At 32.6% G+C, this 21,792-nt stretch carries 35 protein-coding genes; 33 read left to right on the top strand and 2 right to left on the bottom strand.

From position 1 onward, the window contains the following. Positions 1–256 precede the first annotated feature (256 nt). Both ACN0TY_RS11420 and ACN0TY_RS11425 read right to left on the bottom strand, forming a co-directional pair. Entirely contained in the window at positions 257–652 is a 396-nt protein-coding gene (locus ACN0TY_RS11420; RefSeq protein ID WP_417444594.1) for a lipocalin family protein, read from the bottom strand. 11 nt (positions 653–663) lie between these two features. Then, complete coding sequence (locus tag ACN0TY_RS11425; protein WP_417444595.1) at positions 664–1,338, bottom strand: helix-turn-helix domain-containing protein; 675 nt, start codon at positions 1,336–1,338, stop codon at positions 664–666. A 159-nt stretch (positions 1,339–1,497) separates the two neighbouring features. Between ACN0TY_RS11425 and ACN0TY_RS11430 the strand changes: the two genes are divergently transcribed. The 33 genes from ACN0TY_RS11430 to ACN0TY_RS11590 all read left to right on the top strand — a co-directional run bounded on the left by ACN0TY_RS11430 (position 1,498) and on the right by ACN0TY_RS11590 (position 21,748). Continuing rightward, a complete protein-coding gene (locus tag ACN0TY_RS11430) occupies positions 1,498–1,752 on the top strand; it encodes a hypothetical protein (RefSeq protein WP_417444596.1) in 255 nt (84 codons plus the stop codon). Beyond that, positions 1,753–1,986, top strand: a complete 234-nt coding sequence (locus ACN0TY_RS11435) for a hypothetical protein (RefSeq protein ID WP_417444597.1) — start codon at positions 1,753–1,755, stop codon at positions 1,984–1,986. 5 nt (positions 1,987–1,991) lie between these two features. Next, the gene (locus ACN0TY_RS11440; protein WP_417444598.1) at positions 1,992–2,174 is read left to right on the top strand and encodes a hypothetical protein; all 183 of its coding nucleotides are present in this window, start codon (positions 1,992–1,994) and stop codon (positions 2,172–2,174) included. Between the two features lie 87 nt (positions 2,175–2,261). Beyond that, a complete protein-coding gene (locus tag ACN0TY_RS11445) occupies positions 2,262–2,528 on the top strand; it encodes a hypothetical protein (protein ID WP_417444599.1) in 267 nt (88 codons plus the stop codon). A gap of 259 nt (positions 2,529–2,787) precedes the next feature. Further along, a complete protein-coding gene (locus ACN0TY_RS11450) occupies positions 2,788–2,946 on the top strand; it encodes a hypothetical protein (protein WP_417444600.1) in 159 nt (52 codons plus the stop codon). Further along, complete coding sequence (locus tag ACN0TY_RS11455) at positions 2,933–3,232, top strand: hypothetical protein (protein ID WP_417444601.1); 300 nt, start codon at positions 2,933–2,935, stop codon at positions 3,230–3,232. Before ACN0TY_RS11450 ends, ACN0TY_RS11455 begins: the two co-directional genes overlap by 14 nt. A gap of 150 nt (positions 3,233–3,382) precedes the next feature. Continuing rightward, on the top strand, positions 3,383–5,413 hold the full coding sequence (locus ACN0TY_RS11460; protein WP_417444602.1) for an AAA family ATPase: 2,031 nt from the start codon (positions 3,383–3,385) through the stop codon (positions 5,411–5,413). After that, positions 5,413–6,093, top strand: coding sequence for a hypothetical protein (locus ACN0TY_RS11465; protein WP_417444603.1), 681 nt, complete (start codon positions 5,413–5,415; stop codon positions 6,091–6,093). Before ACN0TY_RS11460 ends, ACN0TY_RS11465 begins: the two co-directional genes overlap by 1 nt. A gap of 12 nt (positions 6,094–6,105) precedes the next feature. Beyond that, the gene (locus ACN0TY_RS11470; protein WP_417444604.1) at positions 6,106–6,981 is read left to right on the top strand and encodes a recombinase RecT; all 876 of its coding nucleotides are present in this window, start codon (positions 6,106–6,108) and stop codon (positions 6,979–6,981) included. A 12-nt stretch (positions 6,982–6,993) separates the two neighbouring features. Continuing rightward, a complete protein-coding gene (locus tag ACN0TY_RS11475) occupies positions 6,994–7,557 on the top strand; it encodes an NUMOD4 motif-containing HNH endonuclease (RefSeq protein ID WP_417444605.1) in 564 nt (187 codons plus the stop codon). A 68-nt stretch (positions 7,558–7,625) separates the two neighbouring features. After that, entirely contained in the window at positions 7,626–7,724 is a 99-nt protein-coding gene (locus ACN0TY_RS11480) for a hypothetical protein (protein WP_417444606.1), read from the top strand. A gap of 73 nt (positions 7,725–7,797) precedes the next feature. Then, the gene (locus tag ACN0TY_RS11485) at positions 7,798–8,292 is read left to right on the top strand and encodes a hypothetical protein (protein ID WP_417444607.1); all 495 of its coding nucleotides are present in this window, start codon (positions 7,798–7,800) and stop codon (positions 8,290–8,292) included. Positions 8,293–8,418: 126 nt separating this feature from the next. Next, positions 8,419–8,748, top strand: coding sequence for a hypothetical protein (locus tag ACN0TY_RS11490; RefSeq protein WP_417444608.1), 330 nt, complete (start codon positions 8,419–8,421; stop codon positions 8,746–8,748). Beyond that, positions 8,749–9,186, top strand: a complete 438-nt coding sequence (locus tag ACN0TY_RS11495) for a hypothetical protein (RefSeq protein WP_417444609.1) — start codon at positions 8,749–8,751, stop codon at positions 9,184–9,186. 59 nt (positions 9,187–9,245) lie between these two features. Beyond that, positions 9,246–9,569 carry a hypothetical protein gene (locus ACN0TY_RS11500; RefSeq protein ID WP_417444610.1) on the top strand — a complete coding sequence of 108 codons (324 nt, stop codon included), beginning with the start codon at positions 9,246–9,248 and terminating at the stop codon, positions 9,567–9,569. An 11-nt stretch (positions 9,570–9,580) separates the two neighbouring features. Continuing rightward, positions 9,581–9,829: a hypothetical protein gene (locus tag ACN0TY_RS11505; RefSeq protein WP_417444611.1), complete on the top strand. Its 249-nt coding sequence runs from the start codon at positions 9,581–9,583 to the stop codon at positions 9,827–9,829. Then, a complete protein-coding gene (locus tag ACN0TY_RS11510; RefSeq protein WP_417444612.1) occupies positions 9,826–10,170 on the top strand; it encodes a hypothetical protein in 345 nt (114 codons plus the stop codon). Before ACN0TY_RS11505 ends, ACN0TY_RS11510 begins: the two co-directional genes overlap by 4 nt. 5 nt (positions 10,171–10,175) lie before the next feature. Further along, on the top strand, positions 10,176–10,988 hold the full coding sequence (locus ACN0TY_RS11515; RefSeq protein WP_417444613.1) for a DUF4373 domain-containing protein: 813 nt from the start codon (positions 10,176–10,178) through the stop codon (positions 10,986–10,988). Between the two features lie 2 nt (positions 10,989–10,990). Then, positions 10,991–12,796: a bifunctional DNA primase/helicase gene (locus tag ACN0TY_RS11520; RefSeq protein ID WP_417444614.1), complete on the top strand. Its 1,806-nt coding sequence runs from the start codon at positions 10,991–10,993 to the stop codon at positions 12,794–12,796. A 2-nt stretch (positions 12,797–12,798) separates the two neighbouring features. Continuing rightward, positions 12,799–13,032, top strand: coding sequence for a hypothetical protein (locus ACN0TY_RS11525; protein ID WP_417444615.1), 234 nt, complete (start codon positions 12,799–12,801; stop codon positions 13,030–13,032). A 284-nt stretch (positions 13,033–13,316) separates the two neighbouring features. Then, positions 13,317–13,580, top strand: a complete 264-nt coding sequence (locus tag ACN0TY_RS11530; protein ID WP_417444616.1) for an HNH endonuclease — start codon at positions 13,317–13,319, stop codon at positions 13,578–13,580. Beyond that, positions 13,570–16,077 (top strand): DNA methyltransferase, encoded by a 2,508-nt coding sequence (locus tag ACN0TY_RS11535; protein WP_417444617.1) that lies wholly within the window; start codon positions 13,570–13,572, stop codon positions 16,075–16,077. Before ACN0TY_RS11530 ends, ACN0TY_RS11535 begins: the two co-directional genes overlap by 11 nt. Positions 16,078–16,135: 58 nt before the next feature. Beyond that, positions 16,136–16,477, top strand: coding sequence for a hypothetical protein (locus tag ACN0TY_RS11540; protein ID WP_417444618.1), 342 nt, complete (start codon positions 16,136–16,138; stop codon positions 16,475–16,477). A gap of 182 nt (positions 16,478–16,659) precedes the next feature. Continuing rightward, positions 16,660–17,049 carry a hypothetical protein gene (locus ACN0TY_RS11545; RefSeq protein WP_417444619.1) on the top strand — a complete coding sequence of 130 codons (390 nt, stop codon included), beginning with the start codon at positions 16,660–16,662 and terminating at the stop codon, positions 17,047–17,049. Beyond that, positions 17,046–17,399, top strand: a complete 354-nt coding sequence (locus ACN0TY_RS11550; RefSeq protein ID WP_417444620.1) for a hypothetical protein — start codon at positions 17,046–17,048, stop codon at positions 17,397–17,399. The genes ACN0TY_RS11545 and ACN0TY_RS11550 overlap by 4 nt, the downstream gene beginning before the upstream one ends. An 89-nt stretch (positions 17,400–17,488) precedes the next feature. Further along, a complete protein-coding gene (locus tag ACN0TY_RS11555) occupies positions 17,489–17,878 on the top strand; it encodes a hypothetical protein (RefSeq protein ID WP_417444621.1) in 390 nt (129 codons plus the stop codon). Between the two features lie 62 nt (positions 17,879–17,940). Further along, on the top strand, positions 17,941–18,345 hold the full coding sequence (locus ACN0TY_RS11560; RefSeq protein WP_417444622.1) for a hypothetical protein: 405 nt from the start codon (positions 17,941–17,943) through the stop codon (positions 18,343–18,345). Then, a complete protein-coding gene (locus tag ACN0TY_RS11565) occupies positions 18,342–18,560 on the top strand; it encodes a hypothetical protein (protein ID WP_417444623.1) in 219 nt (72 codons plus the stop codon). Before ACN0TY_RS11560 ends, ACN0TY_RS11565 begins: the two co-directional genes overlap by 4 nt. Beyond that, a complete protein-coding gene (locus tag ACN0TY_RS11570; RefSeq protein WP_417444624.1) occupies positions 18,557–18,937 on the top strand; it encodes a hypothetical protein in 381 nt (126 codons plus the stop codon). The genes ACN0TY_RS11565 and ACN0TY_RS11570 overlap by 4 nt, the downstream gene beginning before the upstream one ends. A gap of 141 nt (positions 18,938–19,078) precedes the next feature. Then, the gene (locus tag ACN0TY_RS11575) at positions 19,079–19,495 is read left to right on the top strand and encodes a recombination protein NinG (protein ID WP_417444625.1); all 417 of its coding nucleotides are present in this window, start codon (positions 19,079–19,081) and stop codon (positions 19,493–19,495) included. Further along, a complete protein-coding gene (locus tag ACN0TY_RS11580) occupies positions 19,492–20,877 on the top strand; it encodes a glycosyltransferase family 2 protein (RefSeq protein WP_417444626.1) in 1,386 nt (461 codons plus the stop codon). The genes ACN0TY_RS11575 and ACN0TY_RS11580 overlap by 4 nt, the downstream gene beginning before the upstream one ends. Beyond that, a complete protein-coding gene (locus tag ACN0TY_RS11585) occupies positions 20,877–21,596 on the top strand; it encodes a glycosyltransferase family 2 protein (protein ID WP_417444627.1) in 720 nt (239 codons plus the stop codon). The genes ACN0TY_RS11580 and ACN0TY_RS11585 overlap by 1 nt, the downstream gene beginning before the upstream one ends. Beyond that, entirely contained in the window at positions 21,593–21,748 is a 156-nt protein-coding gene (locus tag ACN0TY_RS11590; RefSeq protein WP_417444628.1) for a hypothetical protein, read from the top strand. Before ACN0TY_RS11585 ends, ACN0TY_RS11590 begins: the two co-directional genes overlap by 4 nt. The last annotated feature ends 44 nt before the right edge of the window (positions 21,749–21,792 follow it).

Raw genomic sequence — 21,792 nt, forward strand, 5'->3', positions numbered from 1 at the left:
TGCAGCTCTTAACATGCTTTTAGATTCTGGGAATCTATTTTGTGTGAGGGATAGTAGCGACATCCTTTTAAAAATGTATTTTTTAAAAGATATAGCGAATAGCCCGACCCTGTTTTTCAGGGGCACACCAAAAATAAGGCATTAAAAAACTCCGGTAATCAGCTTGAAGGCGTTTCATTTTAAATATATGTTTCGTTGTATATAAGGGTTTAAAAGTAGTATAGTGTTTGAAAAAAGTGTGGTGCAAAGTGTTTTGCTATTCCCTTATAAATATTGTAGAACTCCTTAAGTCATCGCTTCTCATTACAAGTTCTATTGTATTATTATTTTTAACATATCCAATATAAAACAAAGTAGTTCCTTTATTTTCTATGTTTATAACAGTATCATCTAGCGTGTAATTATAATCTTCTTCGACTATGGAGCAAGGAGCGTTGTCTGAATAAGACTTTTGTCTAGTGAAATTAGTATTACTTTTAAATATTATTTTTTCTTTTAAATCACATTCGCTTAAATCAATATCGAAATCATTGACTGTTCGACTTTGAACAATCCATTCACCAGTTAAATTTTCAATAGTAATATTATTAGTGTCATCGTCAGAAGAGCACGACAAAAAAATAGCAATCAATAATATTAGTAGTTTTTTCATTTTGTTTGGCTTTAAAAAGTTCGTTTTATTACTTTATATACTGAATGAACATCGTCTAAAACAAGTGGGAACGTTGGGAACTCTGGGGACTTATTCCTTGAAACGCAATTAATAATACCTTCTTCGTTAGGGCCTACAATGTCCTTATGAAAAATACCTGTTATACAAACAATTATCCATCCGTATGTATTTTTCTTAAATCCATCTTTCCAATGACTTTTATTAAGTTCTCTTCCTAAGACTTCTGCCCCTCCTGGAGTATCATATATACCTCCTCCATTCATGCTATCATTTCCAGTTGTAAAGGCAATGTACTTTCCTAAACCTATTTTGTCTACTGTAAAATATGATGTCCCAAATTCTTTATTAACCTCGTATTCATCTTTATACACCTCTATAAAAGAAGCATAAGCTGTATATGGAACCTTAGGAGCTTTCAATAAATACTTTCCGTTAGGCAACTCTTCAAATTCATTACCGTTGCTATTTAGTATAATGCCGTTATTTTCATTTTTAGTGTGCTTATCGTATATGTCTTTTATTAAAAAGGCGTTAGCAGGGCGTATTTTAGTATCTCCAGCCTCCCATTTTTGAACAGTTCTATAGTGAACACCTAATTTATTTGCGAACTCCTCCTGAGTTAACCCCATTTCGGAACGAATTTTTTTGACTTCTATGTCACTCATAATCAAATTTTTACGAATTTTAACACATTAAAGGCGTTAAAATGTGCCTTATATTTTTGGTAACACGCCTTAAGTGTGTATATTTGTCTTGTCGTCTTGTCAAATATATATCAAAAATTGACAATACAGTAAAAATGTTCAACCAATTAATATTTAAAAATGAAAAACCTAATAAGAAAACCAGACATGAGTATATACTTCGCTTCAATGAGTGTGACTGGATTATACCTACAGAATGATTTAGATAGAGCTAATAATTACAGCGATTTAATTGACTTAGTTCATAAGTGGTTTTCAATATCTGAAATCACTTCAAATGAGGTTAAAAAGAAGTGGTATAGTACAGCCGCAAAAGGGTTGTATTCATTTTTAACTGGTAACACATACGAGAGCAAACTTAATATCAAAATATAAATGAAAGGAACGGAGGCACACAATAAAGTTGTAGAGGCTTGGAGTAAGACTCCAGACGGTGTAAAAGGAATCGTTTTTAAAAATGGTTGGAAAAGACAGACTGTAAGCGATATCATAAGAGAGGGGCGGGTTGATGTAGAGATATATAATAGCTTAATAAGTGATATAAAAAAAGCAAACAAACAATTTGCCAAAGAGGTAACTAAAGCAAACGATTTTATTCAGAACCTATAATTAAAATGAGAGCAGAAACAGCATATAACGTAATAAAAGAGCTTTCTGAAAAAGAAACGTCTCGATTATATGATATGCTTGGAATTTCTCAAAACAAATCAAAACCAGTTAAAAGAAACAAGATGATAACAGATGCAGAAGCTACTGAATATCTATTAACAAAACTAAAAGGAGTTAAACGCAATTAGGTTGGTTGAAAGCCGCGTGTGGGGTGGTTCCCGAAATAGGTCACGCGGCTTCTTTTAAAAAATAAGTTAAACACAAATTCAAATTATATGCAATTCAAAGTACTCACACATTGTGACAGATTCATAGACGAATCGATGTTGTATAAAGGTCTTTATTCAACTGATGAACCGAAGTTATACAACCTAGAGACTACACTAGATGATCTTATTGACATAAGAAAAAAAGTAGGTAGCATTTTTAACGATAATAGATATGATTTATCTATTGATAATCTATCAAAATGCACTCTTACTATTGTAGAAGTAAAACGCATCGAGCAGCCTTTAAGTTTCCCTCAACCTAGTATTAATTAATCACTAAAAATCAATAAACCAATGAAAAATTTAACTCAAAAAAAATGTAAAATAGGCTACATATACATGGCTTCATTTTCAATAGTAACCTTAGTATCAATTCTTTTTTTATGGGGATTAGATTCTTTGCTAAGCTTTGAAAGCATCAACCATAAGCTTTATATATCTGGTTTCGCTGCATTATGTCTATTGTCCGCAACAGCTGTAGTGTTGGTGGCTAAAATTCTAATCAACACCCATATTAACCAAAACAACGAGCATGAAAGCAAGTACGATAATGACTGTAAATGGTAGATGGGAAGTCAACGGAAAGAAATTCAATGAAATGTATGAGTATGAAAAATTTCAACTCAATGATTTCATAGCAGAAATAAAAGCAAAACAGTTAAACACACAGATTAAAAATGACACTATATAACTTAAATAAAATATTAAAAAGCAATGAACCGTCTGCCATTGTGAGGTATAACGAGTGGTTTAAATCCGATAAAACTTTCACTAGAAAGAAATATATCCTTCTAAGGATCAAAGATAACGACGTAAAAGATACTGAAATTGAAGATGACCAAATGCATATTGTTAGAGGTTACTTAAGTCGCTTTAAAAAAGTTATTGAGGACAAAGACGGCGTTGTTTGGGAGCGCGGAAACTTCCAGCAAGTGGCTAAAGAAGCAAAGAACAAACAAAGACAATTTGCCTTATAAAAATGATGAAGCCAACAGAAATATATAAAGGAATCATCATGCACTTATTAATAATAATTGGGGTGATAATGTTCTTTAAGTGGATAATCGAAACACTATTTATTAAATAAAGAAACCCCCTTTCGGGGGCGTTAAACACAAAGCAAAAATATGAAAAAAGAAGTTAAAATCAAGAGTTTAATCCTTAGAAATTTCAAAGGAATTAGAAGCTTAAATATCGAATTAAGCGATGACTTAACAGATATTTTAGGAGCAAATGGAACTGGAAAAACCACTATTGCAGATGCTTGGATGTGGTTATTGTTTGGAAAAGATACAAATGGACGTTCTGGTTTTGAAGTTAAAACATTAGACAAAAACAATAACGTTATACAGAAGCTAGAGCACGAGGTTAAAGCTGTTATTTCAGTTGATGGTAGAGATATTGAAATAAGCAGAATGTTGCGTGAAAAGTGGGTTAAAAATAAAGGCTCATTAAATTCTGAATTTTCTGGAAATACAACAGAGTATTTCTGGGACGGTGTTCCATTGCAGCAAAAAGAATTTCTATCTAAAGTTTCTGGAATTATAGAAGAGAGCCTATTTAAGCTATTAACAAACCCTTTCGCTTTTGATTCGCTTAAATGGCAGGATAAAAGAACTTTACTAATAGAGCTTGTTGGTGGTGTTTCTGATAGTGATTTGGCACAAGGAAATACAGCTTATGAGGAGCTTCTTAAAAAGTTGTCGGACGGCAAAGATATTGAGCAATACAAAAAACAAATTGCTGCTTCCATTAAAAAAGCTAAAGACGAACTTAAATTAATTCCTTCAAGAATTGATGAAGTTGACAGAAGCAAGCCAGATGCTATAAACTTTGAAGCATTAGAGAATGAATTAAAAGTTGAGCAAATTAAATTAACTGGCATTGATGAAAAAATCAACGATTCAAACAAGGCTTTTCAATCAGAATTAGATAAGGTAAGAGCGAAAAGAGTTGAATTAAATGATTTAGTTTCTAAAGTTGAATTAATCGAAAGCGACACGAGAAAAGAATCTGAAAAAAGATGTACGCCAGATACTTCTGAAATTGATTCTTTACGCTCAAAATTAACAGACAAAGAATCAGAACTAAAAGAGTATGAAGATGCTTTAAAAACGCTAGAAACCAAAAAGGAAGGCATTCAGTCTAACATTTCGCAAATTGAATCTGATATCGTTAAAAAGCGTGAAGAGTGGAATGCTGAAAATGCTACTGAATTTAAACTTGACGAAAGCGATTGTAAATGTCCTACATGCAACAGAGAGCTAGACGATATTGATTCAAAAAAAGCAGAATTAGAAGCTTCCTTTAAAGAAAATAAATCTAAAAAGTTAAACGCTATAAATTCGAGTGGAAAACAATTAGCTTCTGAATTACAAAGCTATAAAGAGCAATCCACAAAAACAGCCGAGCGTATTGAAAAAGGAAGTAAGACAATAGAATCTATTAAGTCAACAATAAAAGATTTAAAAGAGCAAATAGAGTCTATTCCTGCAAGTGATGAAACATTAGATGTTGAAGATGTTTATATCGAGTTATTAGCTTCGAATAAAGACATAGAATCTCTTAAAGCTAAAATAAGTAATCTACGTGCTGAACTACAAAAAGAACCAAAGGCTGACAATGAAGCACTTATAAAAGAACGTCAAAGCATTTTAGATGTTATTGACGGCATCAAAACTAAACTTCAAGCTAAAGATCAGATTAAGCGTGCTGACGATCGTATTTCAGAACTTGAAAAACAAGAAAAAGAACTCGCTCAACAAATTGCAGATGTTGAAAAAGAGGAGTTTGTAATTGAGAATTTCATTAAGCATAAAATAGAGCATTTAGAAGGTAAAATTAACGCCAAATTCAAGATGGTAAACTTTAAAATGTTTGATGTTCAAATTAACGGAGGTTTAAACGAAACTTGTGAGGCTTTAATTGATGGTGTGCCGTTTTCAAATGCAAATACAGCAAGCAGAATCAATGCGGGTTTAAGTATAATACAAGCTTTGAGTGATTATTATGGGATTTCTTGTCCTGTTTGGATTGATAATGCGGAATCAGTGACTAATACTATGTTAATAGATAGCCAGCTTATAAGACTATACGTTAACGATGAATATGACAAGGTGAGTGTGTTGTCAAATAAACCTATAAATCAGTCTGCATAATGGAAATGATTGGCAAAAAATTTAATCGACTAACCATCATTTCATTTATAGGAATTGATAATTATAGAAATAAGGTGTGGAAATGCGTTTGTGTTTGCGGAAATTACACTAAAGCGTCAACAACTTCTTTAAAAAAAGGAAACACAAAAAGCTGTGGTTGTCTACAAAAAGAAAAAGCTGCAATGACAGGGAGAAATATTCTTAAAACACATGGACTATCTAAAAATGCAGATGGAACCAAAACAAGACTATTTAGAATTTGGTCTGGAATGAAAACTAGATGTAACAACAGTAGGGTTGTAGAATATCCAAGATATGGAGGTAAAGGTGTTGAAGTTTGCGCTTCTTGGATGAATTATGAGAATTTTCATAAGTGGTCAATTAATAATGGTTATAAGAATAATCTCAGCATTGACAGGATAGACGTAGACGGCAATTATGAGCCATCAAATTGTAGGTGGGTAACAGATAAGATTCAGTGTAGAAATAGAACCAGCTCTAGGTTATTAACTTTTAAAGGAGATACTAAAACTTTATCTGAGTTTGCCGAAGAATTTAACATTAGTATTCAAGCTCTGCACAATAGGTTAAAAAGGGGTTGGTCTTTGGAGGAATCATTGACAATTCCATTGCTTAGAAAAGGCGTAGATAAATTTAAATACAAAAAATCAATTAATTAAAATAAATTCAAAATGAGTACACAAACCAAAAACACACAAGTAGCTGAAATTAAAAAAGATATTTCAGCACAAGTATTAAGTAAGATTGAAGGATTTCAACAAACAGGAGAGTTAAGTCTTCCAAAAGATTACTCTCCAGAGAACGCTCTTAAATCAGCTTATTTAATCCTTTCAGAAACCGAAAACAAACAAAAGCAAAAAGCTTTAGACCATTGCACAAAGGAAAGCATTGCAAACGCTTTACTTAAAATGGTTGTTTGGGGATTGTCTCCACTAAAAAAGCAATGTGACTTTATTATGTACGGCAATAAACTTGATTGTTCTATTGAATATACTGGGAATATTGCTTTAGCAAAAAGATACGGAGGTCTAAAAGAAATCAAGGCGCACGCAATTTTCGAAGGAGATGAATTTGAGTTTGAAAATGATGTAACTACTGGTTGTAAAAAAGTAACACTACACAAGCAAACACTTCAAAGTTTAGGTAGCGGAAAAGTGATAGGTGCTTACGCTATTATGCACATGGTTGACGGCAGTATTGATACCGAAATAATGAACATTAAGCAAATTGAAGCTGCCTGGAATCAAGGCGCAATGAATGGAAACTCTCCAGCGCATAAAAACTTTCCAGACCAAATGGCAAAGAAAACTGTTATTAATCGAGCTTGTAAATTATTAATTAGAGGTTCGAATGATAGTGTTTTATATACTGAAAATGAGGGAGAAAGAATTGATACTACTTCTGCAGATGTAGCCTATGAGGTTTCACAAAAAGCCAACAAAAAGGAAATAGGATTTGATGATGTTGAAGATGCGGAAGTAGTGCATGAGGAAGTTGCGTCAGAACCACAAAAAGAAGTTGTTGAACAAGATGGACCAGGGTTTTAAAACAAAAAAATCATGAGTGTAGAAGTATGGAAACCAATTAAAGGGTTTGAAGGAGTTTATGCAATAAGCTCTAAAGGAAGGGTTAAAAGTTTTAAGAAAGATCCGAAAGGATATATTCTTTCTAATAAAAACTCAAAAGGGTGGTATTTGAATATAGTATTGAAAACTAGAAACAAGTATAAATCTATAAAAATACATCGTTTAGTAGCAAAACACTTTATCCCAAATAAAGACAACAAGCCTTTTGTTAACCACAAGAACGGAATAAAAACTGATAATCGAGTTGAAAATTTAGAATGGTGCACGCCCAGTGAAAACGTTAAGCATGCGGTCAAAATAAAGCCTTCAATGTTGTCTGGGTTAAAAAAGTACAATCAAGAAATAAAGCCTAAAAAAATTGTACAGAAATCCTTAAAAAACAAAATGATTAATGTTTTTAAAAACAGTACAGAAGCAGCTAAAAAAACTGGTGTATGCGCAAGAAATATTCTTCAAGTTGCTAATAAAAAAGAATATAAGGAAGGGCGGACAAGAAGTCAAGCAGGCGGTTATAAATGGGAATTTTTGACGTCATGACTTTAAAAATAATTAGTTCGGGATCAAAGGGCAATTGCTACATATTGGAAGGCAAAAACGAATCCTTAATGATTGAGTGTGGTGTTAAAATCAGCGAGATAAAAAAAGCACTTGATTTTAATCTTCAAAAGTTGCGAGGCGTGGTTTTAAGCCACGAGCATCTTTGACCATTCAAGGTGTAGTAAAGATATTGTAGGGAACGGAATAAAATTATACGCACAAAAGGAAACTCATGTTAAAATGAAAACATTAGGACATCATAATTCAATAGAAATACAATCTGGTACATCATTTAGTGCTGGCAGCTTTAAAATTATGCCTTTTGACGTAAAACACGACGTTCCAACGGTTGGCTTTTTTATCAATCATCCAGAATGCGGAAATACATTGTTTTTAACAGATACTTTTTATTGTCCGTACACATTTAAAGGCCTAAACAACATTATTGTTGAATCTAATTTTTCTCGGGAGATCATTGACCGAAAGGTTAAGGCTGGCGCCTCTCCCGAGTTTTTAAGGAATAGAATATTAAAATCTCATTTATCACTTGAATACTGCAAAGAGTTATTGCAAGCGAATGACTTAAGTAAGGTTAACAACATTTGCTTAATACACTTAAGTGACAGCAATTCGAACGAAAAGCAGTTTCAAAAAGAAGTTGCAGAACTAACTGGAAAGAATGTTAGTGTGGCGAATAATGGGATGGAAATAGAATTTAATAAAGAACCATTTTGAAATGAGGGATTTTATAGAATTAATAGATGAATACCCTAAGATATTTATTTCAATAGCGGGGTTTATTATTTGGATTATAACAATAATAAAAGAAAAAGATTAAATGATTTACAAAACCTTTTTAAAATGAAAATAAAAGAAGCAAAAGATATAATAGGAGTTTGCCTTGAATGGCAATTTTGGATGATGGGAATTAGGGAAAATAGACCAACAAAGACACTTAATCCAGTAACAACTACACTATCAATTTTAATAGAATCAAATAAAACTATTGAGCGACACAACGAAAAGCAGCGTAAAAAATATTCTGGAACTGGAGAAACATTTTCACAACACCAAACATTAGATGATAGAGTGATTGCTGCAATTTATACTGCATTAAGTTATACGCCAGATGGAGAAGCTAAAGCAGTAATAAATGGAATAGGTGTAGGAGTAGTAAAAATTAAGTATTAAATGATCTACAACGCCAAAATACAACCCGAAGCTGAAAAAGCAAAAGAGCGACTTAATTGGTTAATTGAAAAAGAAAAAACCTTTGAATTAACCGTAAAAAATCCAAAGCGTTCAATTCCTCAAAACAGTTACGTCCACCTTCTTTTTTCGTGGTTCGGTTTGCATTTCGGTTATACACTAGAAGAGGTAAAACAAGAAATCTATAAAAAACACGTAAACGCTGGATTGTTTTATGTCGAACAAGTGGAAGGAGTTGTAAGTATTGAACGTTGGCGTTCAACTGCTGACTTAAATACAGCAGAAACAACCCTTGCAATAGACAGATTCAGAGACTTTTCAGCACAACAAGGATTGTATTTACCAACACCAGACGATTTAGTGTCGCTTAGAGAAATAGAAAGGGAAATTAGTAAACAAACATCAAAACAATATTTATAATCATGGGAAACATTTCAATTAAAATCAATCTTAGACAATTCAAGCACGTTTTTAAAAAAATGAAAAATAAAGACGGAAATGAAGTTGACGTTTTAATAATTCCAGTAGATGCCAATAACTTATTTAAAGGAGAAAAAGGCGTTTATGGTGATTTTACAGCTATTGAGGTTAAGAATAAGGTAGGAGATAGTAAAGATACTCACTTAATAAAGCAGAACCTACCTAAAGAGGTTTTTGAAAAAATGACAGATGAAGAGAAAAAAGCTACTCCAATTTTTGGAAACGCAATTCTTTGGAGTAGAAGAGAATCAGAGCCTCAAGAGTATAACGAAGATCAATTTAAAGATGTGCCATCAGAAGATCACGACGACTTACCATTTTAAATAAATAGTCCATGCAGACAATCGGAATAATAGAACAAGTAATTGTAAAATCAAACCCACCTAAACGAATAGCTGTAATAGCTGACTGTGTTAATATAGGTTGTAGTTGGGCAATTGAATTTAGAAAGTCGCTTATGCATAAAGCAGGAGGTTTTAAGTCTGGGGATAAAGTTGACGTATCATTTACAACAACGGCAAGAATAGACTCCAGAGAGAACACCTATAACAATGCAGTAGCTGAAAAAATTGAACGGTTATGAATTTGGAAACCGAAAAAGAACCTTGGATAAGAAAACGTGCAAAGCAAATTGAAATTTTAAAGCCTGCTATGGCTTATGACTTCATTTACAACACTAAAGATTATTCAAAAACTGCTAGGAGCTTTAGAGTTAGCGATTGTACTGTTAGAAAAGCAGTGCAACTATATCCTAAAATGGATCTTGATGTGATTTTTAGCCAAAGAAAAGAGGCTGTTTTAATGGTTCCATTAGATGAAATTGGAAATGCGTATGCAGCATTAAAAGAGCTTGACATTACTTGCCGATTTGCATCGACAGATCATGTTTTAGAAGAACGATTTGAAAGTAAAATTAACGATTAATTATTATGGCTAGACCTAGGAAAACAGGACTTGATTATTTCAGTATAGATGTAGATTTCTATCAGAATATAAAAGTTAGAAAAATAAAAATGGCTTGTGGTCCACAAAGTATCTCTGTGCTTATTTGCCTGCTATGTAATATCTATAGAAACAAAGGGTATTACATTGAGTGGGATAAAGATTTACCTTTTTTAATAGCTGATGAAGTTGGCGTTACTGAGGGTGCAGCTAAAGAAATAATAAATAAGTCAGTTCAAGTTGGATTTTTTAATCAAAAAATGTTTGAAAATGGGTTTATAACATCAAAAGAGATTCAAGAAAGATACGAGAAAGCTTGTAAGGATTCAAAGAGAACCAACGTAATTATAAGGGAAAAACTAAACTTAATTCGAGATAATTCTGGAAATAATCCAGTAGAAACTCCATTAACTACGGAAGAAACTCCATTAACTACGGAAGAAAGTACACAAAGTAAAGTAAAGGAAAGTAGAGTAAATGAAAGTAAAGAAGATGATGTTGAAAAAAGAAAAAAAACATCATCAACATCCGATGATGTTTTTGAGAATATTCAAAAATTAAAACTTAGGTATCAAGAAAAAAACCTTAGAAGTGCTTTTTGTAAAAACATGAAAATAACTCCAGAAAACTTAGACCTAAGCTTAAGTCAATTTAATTCTGATTTGGAATCATTAGGCAGGAACCTAGAAACATGGAAAGAGTATTCTAAATATTTCAAAAATTGCATAGGAGCTGGAAAATATCCAAAACAAAAGCAATCTAAAAAGAAAATTAAATCACCAACCGACATCACACTTTAGCCATGGACGAATTTTTTGACTGGGAAAATATAGATTTAAAAGGCAAGATGTCTGGAAGCCACAAATTCAAGTGTCCAGAATGCATTGATACGAGATCCAATAAATCAGATAAATCTCTTTCGGTGGATATCACAAAAGGAGTTGCTTTTTGTCATTACTGCAACAAAAAGAGTTTAAAAGACTTCGATAGAGAGCAAAAAGCTCAATCCTACGAGCTTCCGAAACAAAATTGGATAAACTATACGGAATTATCTGAAAACCTCGTTAAATGGCTTGAAAATGAGCGAAAAATAAGTCAGTCAACTGCAATTGATTTGAAGGTGACAGAAGAAGTGTATTATCAGCCTGCGGCAAAAAAGGAAGTAAATAATTTAGTTTTTAATTATTTCGAAGGGGAGAAGGTTGTTAATAAAAAGTATCGAACATGGGATAAGAAGTTCACACAAAGCAAAGGAGGTAAAAGTATTTTTTACAACATAAATTCAATTATAGGGCAAAAGGAGTGTTATATCGTTGAGGGTGAATTTGATGTTTTAGCGTTAAGAGAAGTTGGAATTAAAAACGCTATAAGTGTTCCTAATGGAGCGAATGATAATGATGATTATTGGAAAAATTCAGAGCAGTATTTATCTGGAATTGAAAAGTTTTATATCTGCACAGATAATGACATTAAAGGAAATGATTTAAGCGAAAAGATAGCGCAAAGACTAGGTAGATGGAGATGCGAAAGGATTGAATTCGAGTATAAAGATGCAAATGGTGATTTAATAGCTGGTATACTTGAAAACAGTATTAAAAACGTAAAAAGATATCCAGTTAGCGGAACCTTTACAGTTTCTGATTTGTCAGATGATATTGATGATTTGTACGAGAACGGATTGCCAGAAACTATATATCCAAAATCAAAGTCTTTCGGAGGGTTAAAAGATATTTTCTCTACAATGCGAGGTCACTTAGTTATAGTTACAGGGATACCTTCACATGGGAAAAGTAATACTTTGGATTGGTATGTAATGAATTTGCTTGAAGATTATGGAATGAAAGGGAGTTGGTTTTCTCCAGAACATCATCCAATGCAGTTGCACCACGCAAGTTTTGCACAAAGATTTATAGGAAAGCCTTTTTTTGGAGAAGTTGATGGTGTTCCGAGGATGTCTGTTGAAGAAAAGCAGCTTTATAAAGATTGGGCAGACGAGCGAATTTACTTTACTGGACCAGAAAAAAATGAGTCACCAACTTGGAAGTGGTTGTTTGATAAGTTCAACGAGCAGATGTATGCTTTTGGTATAGATATTTTTGTTGTAGATGCTTTCAATAAAGTACAGTTTGATAAAAAAGGCAATAGGCTTGATTTAATTAATGAAGTGCTTACAGAACTCACTTCATTCGCTCAAAGAAATAACGTAATAATATTTGTGGTAGCGCATCCAACAAAAATGCAGAAAAACCAAGAGACAGGACTTTACTCATGTCCTTCACTTTATGATGTTTCGGGTTCAGCAGATTTTAGAAATCAAACACATGATGGATTTGCAATTTATAGATATTTCGAAAATGAAGATACTGGAGTTGAAGATGAAACAGAGTTTATAAACCTTAAGACAAAATTTAGTTTTCAAGGTAAAATTGGGGAAAAAATAAGGTTTAAATATCATTTGCCTTCTGGCAGATATTATGCTTCTGATAGTGAATATATCCCAGGTTATTTAAACAATCCAATAGAAGAAAAAGAAGATAGTTCACTTCCATTTGTAAACCCTTCTGATGCCTTTGATTTAGAAGAAAAAGAAGATGATATACCGTTTTAATTATGGAAAGTCCAAGCAATAAAATAAGCCTTCTTTTAAAGAATGATATTAAAATTTATCCAGAAACAAACGGATTTAAATTAGCAGTTTGTGTTTGGGATGGTAGACAAGCTGTTTTTAAAAAAAAGAAAACAGTTGGAGCCTACAAACACACTTCCAAAACTATTAACGAAGCTTTGGAACAATCACTAAATCACGTGTATAATTTAATAATAAACAAAGTAACAACAAGTTAAGTTTAACCAAAGATGTAATAGGCAAGGCGCCACCTATTACTCTATTACATCTTAAGAAAATGAGAAAACAAAGAATAGAGCTTAATTGCTTGAATTGTGGTGAAATTCACCACAAGTTGCCATGTCAATTAAAAAAAGGAAGAGGTAAGTATTGTAGTAAAAAATGCAAATACGAAGCTAGTAAAACAAAAGTAGAAGTTACATGTAGTAGATGTGAGTCAAAATTCAAAAAATTTATTTGTGAATTAGATTGTGACAAAAACTACTGCAGTAGAGATTGCTACATGATAGATAGAAGAGATTCTATTAAACCGACTACATACCCTAAAACAGGGGGAGTTCACGAACACAGAATAGTAGCTGAAATAGTTTTAAAAAGGAGACTAAATAAATACGAGGTAGTACATCATATCGATGAGAATAAACATAATAATTCTGTTGAAAATTTAGCTGTACTTCCTAACCAGAATGTACACGCACTAGTTCATTTTAGTGATTACAATTTTGACGAGTATAAACTTTTAAATCTATCTAAAAATGAACTATAAACAATTCTTAGAAAACAAAATTGTAGTAGCTGGTTCAGAAGGATTTGAACCTAAACCGTGTATAGGTGATTTACTACCACACGCTAAAGAGATAACTCAATGGGCTATTAGAGGAGGTAGAAGAGCAATATTTGCAAGTTTTGGACTTACTAAGACTGCAATGCAGTTAGAAATAGCTTATCAAGTAATTGAAAAGACAAAAAAGCCGTTTCTTATTTGTATGCCTTTAGGTGTGGTTGGGGAGTTTAAAGACGATAATCGTGATTATTTCAACAATAGACTTGATATAACTTACATAACTGATTCTGATGATGTATCTGTTGAAAAGTTAGGTATATATCTCACCAACTACGAACGTGTACGAAAAGGAGATATAGAAGCGACAAAGTTCGGAGGTGTTTCTTTTGATGAAGCATCTATTTTAAGAAACTTAAAAACTGAAACAACAAACTACGTTTTAGAGCATTTTAGAAAAGTTAATTATCGATTTGTAGCTACGGCCACACCAACGCCAAACAACTACATTGAAATACTTAATTATGCTGACTATTTAGGTGTTATTGACAGAGGTCATGCGTTAACTAGATTCTTTCAAAGAGATAGCACTAAAGCTGGTAAACTTACTTTATATCCAAACAAAAAAGAAGAGTTCTGGAAATGGGTATCTACTTGGGCGGTTTTCATAAATAAACCTTCTGATTTAGGATATGACGATACTGGTTATGATCTGCCAAAATTAAACTTTAAAGAGGTTGAGATTGAAAACATTCCAGACGGAGTTGTTTACAATAAAAACGGTGATATAGTTCTGTTTAAAGACACTACTAAAAGTCTTATTGATACCTCCAGAGAAAAATCTTCAAGTATTGATTTAAGGGTTAATAAAGCCTTTGAAATCGTACAAGAAAATGGAGAGTTTAAGAATTGGATTCTATGGCATCATTTGGAAGCTGAAAGGACTGCTATTGAAAAGAAATTTAAAGGCGGATATGCGGACTTAAGGTCTGTTTATGGTTCTCAAAAAAACCAAGAAAAAGAAAAGCTGCTTATCGACTTTAAACATGGTAGATATCAGATACTATCATCTAAACCAAAGATTGCAGGATCTGGTTGCAACTTTCAGAAAGAATGTCACAATATGATATTCGTGGGCATTGATTACAAGTTTAACGACTTCATACAAGCAATACATAGATGCCACAGGTTTAAACAAAGTGAAGAGGTTAATGTATATGCCATTTATACAAATAACGAAAGAGAAGTATTAAAAACACTTAAAGAAAAGTGGCAACGTCATATTGAATTACAAGAAGAAATGATCAACCTAGTTAGGGAGTATGGCCTTAACTCCGATAAAATTACATCCGACATGAAAAGACAAATTTTTAAAAATAGAAGAAGCGCAAAAGTAGGTGACGCACAAGTTTATAATGAAGATACTACAATCATTCATCAGGAAATGGAAAGTAATTCTACTGGAATGATTTTAACTTCAATTCCGTTCGGGGATCATTACGAGTATTCTGATAACTACAATGATTTCGGACACAACTATGGGAATGATGAATTTTTTAAACAAATGGACTTTTTAACTCCAGAGACTCACAGAACTTTAAAACCTGGTAGAATAGCTGCCATTCATGTAAAGGACCGTATAAGATATTCTTACCAAAATGGAACTTCATTTACTACTATTTCAGATTTCAGCGGTCAAACAGTTAGACACTTTGAAAAACACGGATTTTATTTGGTTGGGAAAATAACTATTACAACAGATGTTGTTAGAGAGAATAATCAAACTTATAGATTGACATGGGGGGAACAAAGAAAGGACGCCACAAAGATGGGGGTTGGTTTGCCAGAGTACGTTTTGTTATTCAGAAAAGCACCTACGGAATCAAATAACGCCTATGCAGACGATCCAGTTACTAAAAAAATAGACGAATACTTATTATCGCTTTGGCAACTAGATGCTCATGCGTATTGGAAATCATCCGGAAACCGTTTTTTAAGTTCAAAAGAGTTATCTACTGCAGATATGAAAACAGTATTCAACATGTGGAAAGATTATGACAAGAAAACAATTTATGATTTCCAAGAACATTTAAGGGTTTGCAATGATTTAGATTCAGTCGGTAAATTATCTAAACTATTTATGACTATACCGCCAATATCTAATTCTGATATGGTTTGGACTGATATTAACAGAATGAATACGCTTAATGCTAATCAAGTAAACAGGAAGAAAGAGAAGCATATATGCGCTCTTCAACTAGATATTATAGAGCGTTTAATTACTCGTTTTACAAATGAAGGCGATTTAGTGGATGATCCTTTCGGCGGCTTATTTTCTACTGCTTATAAAGCTATTCAAATGAAAAGAAAAGCTGTTTCGGCTGAACTCAATCCAGAGTATTACGATGATGGTTTGTTTTATTTAAAGTCAATAGAATATAAGATGTCAATGCCGACACTTTTCGATTTAGAACTAGCATAAATAACAAAATTCAGTTGTCAAGTATTCCTTGACAGCTGGGTTATAAAACAACATCACAATGAAATTCGAGGAAAAAGTAATACATAGCGTTATATCTTCAACGATAGCACTACATTATACAGAAGAGCTTAGAAAAAATGAGCAGCCAACACTTAATTTAAGAACGCAAAATTTATTAAAAAGAGTAATAAAAGAGCTTTCGGTTAAAGAGCGAATGTTCGACAACATGGAAGAGATCAAAGAGGATTCTTTACATGATGTTTACAATGCTTTTTATGATTTTATAAAAGAAGTTTCACCCACTAAGATACAAGAAGTAGGAGAGATATCTTCTGTAATTAAAGCCTATCGAAAAGACAAGGATAGTATTATAGGAATCACTAAAAAAGTTTTGAGATGATAACAGACGCAATCAACGAATTACAGGAGTTAATAGACTCCAGGAGTTACTTATCTTCTATAATAATACAAAAAGGGGTAATGAAGATTGAAACTACGGTTAAACCTCATAACTTTTTTTGTAATACAACCGAAAAACTAATAGAGTTCATTGATAAGATGGACGCAAAAAATAAATAGATTATGAAACTAGAATTAAAACATTTAGCACCTTATTTACCTTATAAGATAAATTATTTTATAGATTTTGAAGATGGTGATACATCTATTTGGGAGCTTGAAGGGTTAACAAAAGAGGAAATATTTATAGATGGCTACGATACAAATTATGAATCTAAAAACTGTAAACCAGTCCTAAGACCTTTAAGCGATTTAACCAAAGAAATAGATTATAATGGAGATAGATTTTACCCTTACAATGAGTTAAAAATACCTCTTGATTTATCTTTAAATATGGATTACAGGAACATAAATAATTTTCCGTATAAAGTTATTTCTAAAATGATAGAATGGCACTTTGACGTTTTCGGACTTATAGATAAAGGTTTAGCAATTAATATGAATGAACTATGAAACTACTAACAGGACAATGCGAAAAGGATTTTGAAACGTGGTTTGAAACCTATGAAAGTAACACAGATATATTTGATTTATCCTTTATAGGAGGAAGTTATATTGGTAGAAGCTTAGATTTACAAGATGTATTTTATAACCTACCAATATCAATGCAATTTGGAGTAATACAAGAGTTTGCGGATAGTGTAGAAGATGATATAGAGAGCAGGGTGCTTGCAAAAGTATCTAGAGGCTATGAAAAATATTACTCTGAAATAAAGGGAATAATGCAAGTATTTAATTCTCGACACGAAGCGCAAAAAGAAGCGATTATTAAATTTAATGAAATTTATAATAAGCAGGAGTAACGGACAATTATATGGTGCGTGAGGCACGAATGCAATATATACCGTGTTATATACTGATACGGGATTTAAACTAAAAACTTAATTATAATATGGAAACATTAACATACCCAAAAGAAACGAAAGCGATTAAAGTACATAGCTGTAATTTTTGTGCTTGTAGAATACCTAAAGGTGATATTTACATAAAATCTACGCATAAACACGATGGTCAAGTTTATGACTGGAAAACTCACAAACATTGTGCTGAAATAGCATCAAGATTAAAAATGTATGACCATTGCGATGAAGGATTAACGCAAGATGTTTTTATGGAAACAATACATTGTGAACACGATGACATACTTATTTCAATGATACCGTATGATGAAGCACAAAAATTCAGAGATATTATTCAACAATTACGAAGGGTTAATTTTAAGGATAAGCTTGGGTATGTTATACGACATTACAAAAAACTTGATAAAGAAGCACAAAAGTAGTGCTTGTAGTTAACGGATAGGTATATATAATGCAGGTATACTAAAACTAAAACACCAAACAAATGAAAACACTAGAAGTAGTAAAAGAGCATTTTAAGAACGCAAAGAGAGTTAGATGTTTAGCTAGAAATGTCATATTCGAAATAAAAAAAGAAAATAGAGTCTTTGATGTAGATATATACACAAGCAACGTGTGGATAGAGATTTATTACCTTCCGTCTATTCTTTTGTGCCGAGGTAAAGATAACCAACTAGCCGAAATAATAGAAGAGTACCCAGCAACAAGCGAACAGGCTATCTATGATAATTCCAACAATATTTGTGATTTGATACGCCAGAAATTTGATGAATGGGTATTTGGAATAGAAACACAAGCAGGCGAAAAACTAAGGGTTGTAGATAGTAAAGACTTCAACGAGATAATTACAGAAATTGAAAAGGAAATTAAAAACACTAAACAATTATGACATTACTAGAAAAAATAGCAAGCAGAATAGATAATGACAATGGTTATGATAATTTGAAGCTAGCAAAAGATATTGAAGAAATAGCTAAACGCTATGCTAAAGAAGTTTTGCAGTGTGCGGCTAAAAATGCTAGAACGGTAAAAAATGGAAATAGCGGTAGCTGGTACGATGCTTCAGTAGACAAACAATCAATACTTAACACTAAACTATTATGAAAACACTACAACTATCTTTAAAAAAGAAATGGTTTGAAATGACTAAAGCAGAAATTAAAACCGAAGATTATAGGGAAATAACTCCTTATTGGGCTAAAAGACTTGTGGGCAATTGGGGTTATGTGGGTGAATCAAATGGTTTGTTTCCTAATTTACATAATAGTTTTATGAGCAGCTTAAATATACTTGATTTTAAAAGTTTAAAGGTAAACAAAATGACTTTAGGTTATCCAAAATCAACCGATACGGAAAGGATAATCGAACTGGAACACAAAGGCATTGAGATAGGCTATGGGAATCCAGAATGGGGAGCAGAAGAAGGTAAGTTATACTTTGTTATAAAGCATGGTGAAATAATAAACAAAAAAGAGGTATAAAAACCTCTTTTTTTTATGCTTAAAATAATTGTAATTAACTGAAAATTACTATATTTGCTATGAGCGTGTCGCTAGATATGCAGAAGATTCAAGTCCTAATATTTTAAATATAGGCAATCGAGGTTCCGTTAAAATCCTTTATTGGATTCAAATACAATCAGTAAGTATAAATCAAGAAGTTTGCCGTGGCTTTTAGATAAAGCTACATTCTACTTCAATAGATATATCCGAGAGCGTGATGCTAAGGTCGGCTGTATATCTTGTGGCTCTTATTCTGGTGTTATGCACGCTGGACACTTTTTTAGTGCTGGACATCATGCTGCTGTTAGATTTGATGAAAGGAACGTAAATAAACAATGTTTACGTTGTAATAACTTCTTACACGGAAACCTTCTACCATATAGAGATAATTTAATAAAAAAAATAGGTCAAAAAAGCTTTAATGATTTAGAGCAAACGATGAAATACTACAAGCGAGTAGGTTATAAGCATGACCGCATTTTGCTTATCGAGATTATAGAGAATTATAAAATTAAATATAATCAGATAGCAGCATGAAAATAGGGATTGGCATAACAACACATAACCGATACGAGGTATTTAAAGAATCTTTTGAAGAGATAAAAAAGTATTCTCCAAAGGATGCTAAGATTGTAGTTATTGACGATGCTAGTGATTTACCTATTAAAGAGGCTACATTCAGATTTGATAAGAACGTAGGGATAGCTAAAGCAAAGAATAAATGCTTTGAACTGCTAGACGATTGCGACCATATATTTTTATTTGACGACGATACGTATTGCATAAGTGAAAATTGGCACTTGCCTTACATAAATAGCAAGGAGCCTCACCTTATGTATATTTTTCAAGACTTTTCGACTGAAAAAAACCTTAATGACAATGTACTCATTTTTGAAGATTCAAAGCTAAAAGCATACTCTCATTCACGTGGTTGTATGCTTTACTTTGATCGAGAGGTTTTAAAGAAAGTCGGAGGCATGAATCCATTATTTGGCAAATGGGGATGGGAGCATCCAGAATTATCAGATAGAATCTACAATAACGGACTTACTACTTTTAAATATGCAGATGTTGTTGGTAGTGATAAATTAATATACTCGCTAGACGAGCATCAAAAAGTAAAAAGTACAGTTTTTGGTACAGACAGAAAAGAGCAAATAAAAAAGAATGATGCTTTATATCGATCTCTTAAAGATTCAAAAGACTTTGTGCCTTATAAAGATGGAAGCTCTAAAACAGCATTCATAACAACATATTTCACAAGCGTTAAGGACCCACAAAGAAACACGCATTTTGAAGCAGATGAAAGTAAACTAGACGCTTTAATAGATAACATACCAGAAGATGTCCAGCTTATTGTATTAACAGATGCCTTTGAGGGGTTTGATGAAAATGTTTTTTACATCAAAACAGAAGCCTCTCATAATCCATACTTCCAAAGATGGATAAGTATATATCAGTTTTTACAAGAAAGACATTATGATACTGTTTTCTGTATAGATGCTACAGATGTTGAAGTACTTAAGAATCCTTTTAACTATATCCAAGAAAACACTTTGTACGTAGGTTACGAGCCAACAACATTAGGTAGTGATTGGATGCGACAAAATCACAAAGCTAGGTTCCTCCAAAACTTCTTTAAAGACTATTCCAATATGACACTTGTAAATGCTGGCATCATAGGAGGTCAAACAGATATTGTAAAAGAGTTCATAAGAATATTCTTAGATCACTACTTCACGAATTACGCCAACGTAGCATTCAAAAAAGATTTATCAGTAGGAGAAAAGGGAGATATGGGGTTATTCAACTTTGTAGCCTATACTTATTTCAATGATAAACTTATGTATGGACGTGAAGTGTGTACGAGTTTTAAAGCATTTGAGAATAATAAAATTTCTTGGTTTAAGCATAAGTAATGACAGATATAGCAATAGGCATAACGACACGAAATAGACCAGAGGCTTTTTTAACGACTTTGGATAGGCTTATTAGATTCAAACCTAATAACGCTGAAATCTTTGTTGTAGATGATGCAAGTCATTCAATAAACCTAATGCAATATGCTGAATGGGTTAATCATTTTTTCATAGAAAGAGCAGGAATACCAAAAGCAAAAAACAAGTCGCTAGAGCTTTGCTACAATACTGGTTCAAAACACATCTTCTTGTTTGATGATGATATTTATCCGATAAAAGAAGGCTGGGAATTACCCTATATAAAAAGCGGTATTCACCACTTAAGCTACAATTTCGATAAAGCATACCAAGGCACACCTAAAAGACAGTCAAAAGAAATAAATGGCTTTAAAATTAGTCAGATTCCAAATGGATGTATGTTGTATTTCACTAGAGAATGTATTGATAAAGTAGGCGGCTTTAATGAAGGTTTTGGATTAGGATTATATGAGCATACGGACTTTACAAGAAGAATACACAACGCTGGACTTACACCATACAAAAACATGGACGTAATAGGAAGCGAGAAGCTATTCTACTCCATGGACGAACATGGAGAAATCGAAAGGAATTTTAGCATTAATGAGCGTGTGAGGTATTTGAATGAAGGTAGGTATTTGTTTAATCAGTTGGCAGCAAGTGAAGAGTATGTTGAGTTTAGAGAAAAAGATTTGATATGACAATAGAAAGAGCATTACAAGTATTGGAACAACATAATGAATGGAGGCGAGATAAAAACGTTACTTCTGAAATGAAAATGGTAAACCCTACTGAATTAGGTAATGCAATAGATGTAACTATAGAGTATATAAAAAACAATAATCAGAAGTGAATTTAATCCTTAGTTGTCGCTAATGTTGGACGCGGATATGCGAA

Source organism: Joostella sp. (genome assembly GCF_048266025.1).
Lineage (GTDB): Bacteria > Bacteroidota > Bacteroidia > Flavobacteriales > Flavobacteriaceae > Galbibacter > Galbibacter atrarenae.